The sequence below is a fragment of the Phascolarctobacterium succinatutens CAG:287 genome, from assembly GCF_000434895.1.
Classification (GTDB): Bacteria; Bacillota; Negativicutes; order Acidaminococcales; family Acidaminococcaceae; genus Phascolarctobacterium_A; species Phascolarctobacterium_A succinatutens_A.
The window spans coordinates 1-6,286 of sequence record NZ_FR892786.1 but is presented as its reverse complement, the minus strand read 5'-3'; the positions used below and the strand labels follow the sequence as shown (position 1 = coordinate 6,286).

Annotated in this window: 6 protein-coding genes; all 6 read right to left on the bottom strand. The window is 49.9% G+C overall.

What is annotated here, in order from left to right:
* Window positions 1–362, bottom strand: a 362-nt coding sequence (locus BN587_RS11365; RefSeq protein WP_303684841.1) for a M17 family peptidase N-terminal domain-containing protein, incomplete at its 3' end; no start/stop codon positions are given.
* An 18-nt stretch (window positions 363–380) separates the two neighbouring features.
* Entirely contained in the window at window positions 381–1,673 is a 1,293-nt protein-coding gene (locus BN587_RS11360; protein ID WP_021719960.1) for an SH3 domain-containing protein, read from the bottom strand.
* 154 nt (window positions 1,674–1,827) lie between these two features.
* Entirely contained in the window at window positions 1,828–2,457 is a 630-nt protein-coding gene (gene plsY, locus BN587_RS04530; RefSeq protein ID WP_021719959.1) for a glycerol-3-phosphate 1-O-acyltransferase PlsY, read from the bottom strand.
* Between the two features lie 21 nt (window positions 2,458–2,478).
* On the bottom strand, window positions 2,479–3,807 hold the full coding sequence (gene der / locus BN587_RS04525) for a ribosome biogenesis GTPase Der (RefSeq protein ID WP_021719958.1): 1,329 nt from the start codon (window positions 3,805–3,807) through the stop codon (window positions 2,479–2,481).
* A 562-nt stretch (window positions 3,808–4,369) separates the two neighbouring features.
* Window positions 4,370–4,879: a cob(I)yrinic acid a,c-diamide adenosyltransferase gene (locus tag BN587_RS04520; RefSeq protein ID WP_021719957.1), complete on the bottom strand. Its 510-nt coding sequence runs from the start codon at window positions 4,877–4,879 to the stop codon at window positions 4,370–4,372.
* A 9-nt stretch (window positions 4,880–4,888) separates the two neighbouring features.
* On the bottom strand, window positions 4,889–6,172 hold the full coding sequence (locus tag BN587_RS04515; protein ID WP_021719956.1) for a DUF512 domain-containing protein: 1,284 nt from the start codon (window positions 6,170–6,172) through the stop codon (window positions 4,889–4,891).
* Window positions 6,173–6,286: the final 114 nt, after the last annotated feature.

Below are 6,286 nucleotides of genomic sequence, written 5' to 3'. Positions count from 1 at the left end.
AGCAGGATAGGCGCAGCCAGTACAGCCTTTTGCGCCTTAGCCTTGTGCAAAGCGCGAGCAGCAGCACCGGCAGCCTTGCGGAAATTGTTCGGCTTGCAGTCCTTGCCCTCGCCACAGCCTGCCAAAAGCAGTGTCAGCAAACCTTCACCCTGCGGCAGCACCAGGGTGGTAACGCTGCCTGCATCATAAATATCGTCGTGCTGCGCGGTATACGCCATTGCCGCCTTGGCTACTGCCTCCGGCAGCTCCAGCTTGTCGATAGCTGCTGCACATTCCTTGCACAAAAACAGTACTATACTATCTGCATCATTATAAGCTGCAGCGTTGAACTCCGCTGCAATGCATTGAAATTGGTTTAACATTCCTAAAATCTCCTAACATTATTTATATTCTATTGCTGTCTGCAATTCGTTAAGCATCATATTACCGCTGGAACGCTGCAGCGTCAAATCGCTCACCAGCACCTTCATCTCGCGCATCAGGCGGCCCTTGGAAAAATACGAGCCCAGCGCGTGAATCGTATACGGTGTCTGATTGATATTGCCGATATACATCAGGCAGTGGCCGTCCATATAAAGCGCTGCACCGGGCATCAGCTTGCTGATAACGGCGGCGCGTTCCTGTGAGCTGCCGCTGAGCTTTTTCTTCGTGCCTGCTGTCAACTCCTGCTGGTCGGCATTACGCGGCAACACAATGCCCACAGTGCGGTAAGCATTGAACACCAGGCTTGAGCAATCCACGCTGTTTTTCAAACCGCCCCAGCCATACGGCTTGCCGTAAAATTTGAAGGCGGAGCTGAGCAGATTATTGCTGGTATAGGGCAAATAGCCGTAATGCACGGCAGAGGCAGCCTTCGGCACCAGCAGCTTCTGCTTCTGCAGCAGGCCTGTTTTTGTGCGCACCGGCGCAAGCACCGTATAGGTATCGCTTTGCACACTGTCAACCGGCAGGCGCGCACCCTGCTGATAAAGCACCTGCTCGCCGTCCGTTTTCAGGTTATATTCCGCATCGGTAACAACAAGAAACTTCTGCGGCTTTACAAAGCTGCTCCAGGTGTTCTTGTCGGTCATGGCTACATTATACTTGCTCACCCAACCGCTGTAATTTACTGCCTGCACGTAGTAAAAATAACCGTTGGCACTAGTGTGCAGCACAGCCACAGGCTCGCCCGGGTCCAGCATAGTTTCCTGCAGCGCATCAAAATCCTTGTCGCCCGCGTAATAATACAGGCCCTCGCCCGTAGGCAGCGCACGCACCGCTGTACGGCGCACCGTCACTGCGTATTGCACGCCTACGCTTTTGGGAATCGCGGCAATATTGCTTTGCTTACGCAGGATATTCTTATAGTTTTCGCTCACCTTGTTGCCATGCAGATACAGGTCATCGTCAAGTATGGAATAATCCATAATCCTCGTTTTAAGCGCATCACCGCTCATCGTCGCAGGATAATTTGCCAGGTCAGGCATACTGCGGGAAGCAGCGCGTACCTTGGCATTGAAGGCAGCCACACCCTTCGCATCCAGAATAACCGTATCACCGCTCTTGTTCTGCTCCGTCCAGTGCGACGGATTCACAAGCGGCGGATAATTGGTAATGCCTGCAGCCGAAGCGCCCAAAGGCAGCAGCAGTCCGCAAACAACAGCAGCTGTATATAAAAGCTTTGCTAATCGCAATTTCGTTCCTCCCTTCTTGCAGCATATATTTTACTGCAAGTAACCTAAAATACTTGTAATATTATTATATTCTTTAGGCAGAACAAAAATCCTGCTTTAGTATATGAAAAAAGCTGATGTAAGCATTGGCCTACATCAGCGTAGAAGCGATATTTTATTTCTGCAGATCCTTGGCATTGCCCGGTTTGATTTTGCTTTCGGTGCCTGTGAGCAGGCGATAGATATTTTCCTTGTGGCGTAAAACTACAAAGAAAGCGGCAACCACCGAGAAAATCACATAGGCAGAGGGATAACCAAAATACCACGCCAGCGGCGGCGTAAAGATGGCAGCCATAATGGAGCCGAGCGATACATAGCGCGTCAGCAGCACGCACACCAGCCAGATACCGAAGCTTGCTACGGCAACCTTAGGCATCATAAAAATCAACAGGCCCAGTGCGGTCGCAACGCCCTTGCCACCCTTAAAGCCCAGAAAGATCGAATAATTATGGCCTAAAAGCGCACCCAAAGCCGTAACCACATCCAGCAGCGGATTGTGGAAAAAATAACTCATAATACCAACCGCGAGAATACCCTTGAAGGCATCGGCAATCAGCACCAGCACCGCAGTCTTGGAACCGACGGTACGGAAAACGTTCGTCGTGCCGATATTTTTGCTGCCGTAATTACGGATATCAATACCGTGAAAGGCCTGCACCAGCCATAAGCCGCTGGGAACAGAGCCGCAGACATGACCGAGCACAAAGCCCAGCAGAAAATGTAATATACCCACCTCATTGAACATAACAAATCACCTGACTTTTATTTATTCATCCTCGTTCTTACCACGGATAATCATCTGAATCGGTGTACCTTCAAAGCCAAATGCCTCACGCAGTTTGTTCTCCAGATAACGCTGATAGGAGAAATGCATGATTTCCGGTTCGTTGACAAAGATAACAAAGGTTGGCGGTTTGATTTTGACCTGTGTAACATAAAGAATCTTAAGACGTTTGCCCTTTTCGGTCGGCGGCGGATTGATAGCCACAGCATCCTCGATAACCTGGTTGAGAATACTGGTAGCGATACGCATAGCGTTCTGCTCGGCAACATAGGAGATAACCTCCGGCAGACGGTGAATACGCTGCTTGGTAACGGCAGAAACAAAAACTACCGGCGCATACTGCAGGAAAACAAGCTCCTTGCGCAGAGTTTCGGTATAACGCAGAGTGGAGGAATTGTCCTTCTCGTACAAATCCCATTTGTTGACAACCAGAATAACAGCCTTGCCTGCCTCATGAGCATAGCCGACGATACGTTTATCCTGCTCGGTAACACCTTCGACAGCATCAAAAACCATCAGCACAACGTCACTGCGGTCAACCGCACGCAGAGAACGCATAACGCTGTATTTTTCAATCGGTTCGTCAACCTTAGCCTTACGGCGCATGCCTGCGGTATCAATGAACAGGTACTTCTGACCGTTGCGTACTACCGGAGTATCAATCGCATCACGGGTAGTGCCTGCAACATCACTTACGATAGAACGCTCCTCGCCTACCAGTGCGTTGAAAATAGAGGATTTGCCTACGTTCGGACGACCAATCAGAGCAACCTTGATTTCGTCCTCTTCCTCCAGGTCGCCTGCCATCTTATCGGACGGGAACTTGGCAACAACGGCATCCAGCAAATCGCCCAGGCCCAAATGGTTGGACGCGGAAACAGCAATCGGATCACCGATACCCAGATTATAGAATTCAAAGGTATTCATCTCCTGCTTCGGAGAATCCGCCTTATTGACAGCCAGAACAATCGGCTTCTTGGACTGACGCAACAGACGGGCAACGTCAGCATCCTCGGTAGTAATGCCTGCGCGCGCATCGCAGACGAACAGAATAACGTCCGCCTCCTTAATCGCAATCTGTGCCTGCTGACGGATAGAAACAGCAATAGCATCGGCATTCATGATTTCGATACCGCCGGTATCAACCATCATAAACTCGTGGTCCAGCCATTCGGCGGTAGCATACAGACGGTCGCGGGTAACGCCCGGTGTATCCTCAACAATGGAAATCCTGCTGTTGGCAAAAATATTAAAAAGAGTAGATTTGCCTACGTTAGGACGTCCAACTATAGCAACTATCGGTTTAGCCATAATCAAATCTCCTTCATCGTAATAAATTTTTTAGTATGTGTCTATCATAGAAATGTAAAATTTTTTGCATATTTATGGGGAATCCCCCTTCCGCCTCGCTATGCTCGGCACCTTCCCCGAGGGGCAGGCAAGAAGGATAGCAAAACGCCAACACGAGCAATTAACATATCGTGTAGGGAATAGCAATTTTAGCAAATGAGTGTCTGGAACCATAGAAGCAAGGGTACGTAACTTTCTATTACCGTCTGGCAAATTTTACCGAAGCTTCGTCCTGGTTCAACACGAAATTTGCGTTGTGCCCCAAGGCACGGGAAAATTGCTACTGACTGGAACGATATTTGATTGCGACGTACAAGCATCCCCCTTCCGCCTCGCTATGCTCGGCACCTTCCCCAAGGGGAAGGCAAGACTAATAGCTTTCAATTAGCCTTCATTAGTATGTTCTTGGTTCCCCCTTGGGGGACAAGGTGAATTGCCCGAAGGGCAAGAGAGGGCGCCCTGGGGCGACTGTCGCGTCAGCGACTAAAGGGGGTAACGCAGATGGAGTGGTATAACGCACACCTCAATGGTCGATGCCGTTACGAGAGCCAACTCCCTTGTGGAAATAGTGCTTAACCTCGCTCATATCAGTAACAAGGTCGGCAATTTTGATAAGCTCTTCCGGTGCACCTCTACCAGTAGTAATAACCTCAACGTTATTTTTATGCTCACGCAAAAAATCAACAACCTCCTGCGTCGGCAGCATTTGGGTAGCAAGCACAATATTCAGCTCATCAAGGATAATAACATCCGCAGCGTGGGAGCTAATAGCTTTCTTCGCTTCTTCCCAGCCGTCACGGCACATCTTTAAATCAACAGGATCGGGATTATGGAAATTAACAAAGGCGTCGCGTCCCACCTGCCGCAGCGTAAACCAAGGCAGATTCTTTGCAGCCCGCGCCTCGCCGTACTCAGGATCATCCTTCAAAAATGAAAGCATCAGCGTCTTCATACCATAACCGGAGGCACGCAGCGCCACGCCCAAAGCAGCAGTAGTCTTACCCTTGCCTGTACCTGTATAAACCTGCAGCATACGCTTCACCTATCTTTCCAATAATAAATGCAGCAGCTCCTTCGCACCCTTGGCAATCTCCACCTTGCCAGGGTAGCGCTCCTTGAACTGCGCCAGCGACATATCATCCAAAAACAGCTTATCGTTATTCAAAACCACATCCGGAAGAATAATCTGCTTACCCTGCACGTTCGCCAGAATATCGCTGCCCGTCAAAAGACCGGTAACATTTACCTTGCCGCCGAAAAAGCTGTTGGGCACAGGTACAAAGCGGTGCTCCGAACCGAACTGGCTGTTCAGCTTCGTCATCAAAGGCTCCAGCACACGATAAGCGCCCTCACCCACGGGAATCACCGCAGGCTCTGCAGGATGAAAGTCCTGCATCTGCGCCAACGCCTCGTCCCACTCCAGCATAAAGTTGGCAGTCAGGCCAATGCCGTTTTCCAGCTGCGGGAAGCCGTCGTACCATTCGGTAGGAGGAAAAGGCTTTTCCGCCAGCAGATAAAATTCATCGCCCAAGTAGATAAACGTCTTGCCTGTTTCCTTACGGCAGCGCTCCTGCCATGCGGTCACCTGCTCCACAACCTCTGCGGCCTGCTCCTTCGTAAAAGTGGCAAGCTGCGTCAGGTGCTCGCGGTGCTTAGTAGTACCTACGGGAACAACCGCCATCGTCAGTACATTGGGATACTGCGCGTACAAATCGTGGAAGCTCTTGGCAAGAATCTCGCCGTCATTATAACCGGGACAGCACACAATCTGCGTATGCACCTGAATGCCCGCATCGAACAAAAGCTGCAAGCGCTCCATCAGCTGACCGGCAAAACGGTTGTGCATCATTTGGCAGCGCACCTGCGGGTCGGTAGCGTGTACCGAAACATACAGCGGCGTAAGATGCGTGCGGATAATACGTTCAAAATCCTCATCCTTCATATTGGTGAGTGTAATGAAGTTACCATATAAGAAGGACAGACGGTAATCGTCATCACGCACATACAGACCCGGACGCATACCGGGAATCATCTGGTCAACAAAGCAGAAAACACAGTTATTGTAGCAGGTCGCAACTCTGTCAAAAACTGCGGAGTCAAACTCCAGGCCAAGATCCTCATCCGGATATTTTTCTATATGTACCTGACGGCGTGTGCCATCGGTAGCCTCTATCTCCAGATCAACCTCGTAATCGGAGGTATAGAAGCTCAATTCAATTATATCCTTAACCTGTACGCCGTCCACGCTGCACAGCTTTTCGCCGGCCTTGATGCCTGCGTCCGCTGCCAAGCTGTTCTTGCGTACACCACTAATAAGTCCTACCATTACAACTCCTAAAAAAAATGCAGATAATCAACCGTGAAAAGATTAGTCGTCAAATTATTATATCATATTAGCTTGAAGAATGCAAAAAGGGGACACACTGACGTGGCCCCCAAA

Coding starts and splice junctions, on each gene's coding strand:
- plsY (WP_021719959.1), bottom strand. CDS start 2,457: ATGTTCAATGAGGTGGGTATATTACATTTTCTGCTGGGCTTTGTGCTC.
- der (WP_021719958.1), bottom strand. CDS start 3,807: ATGGCTAAACCGATAGTTGCTATAGTTGGACGTCCTAACGTAGGCAAA.
- BN587_RS04515 (WP_021719956.1), bottom strand. CDS start 6,172: ATGGTAGGACTTATTAGTGGTGTACGCAAGAACAGCTTGGCAGCGGAC.
- BN587_RS04520 (WP_021719957.1), bottom strand. CDS start 4,879: ATGCTGCAGGTTTATACAGGTACAGGCAAGGGTAAGACTACTGCTGCT.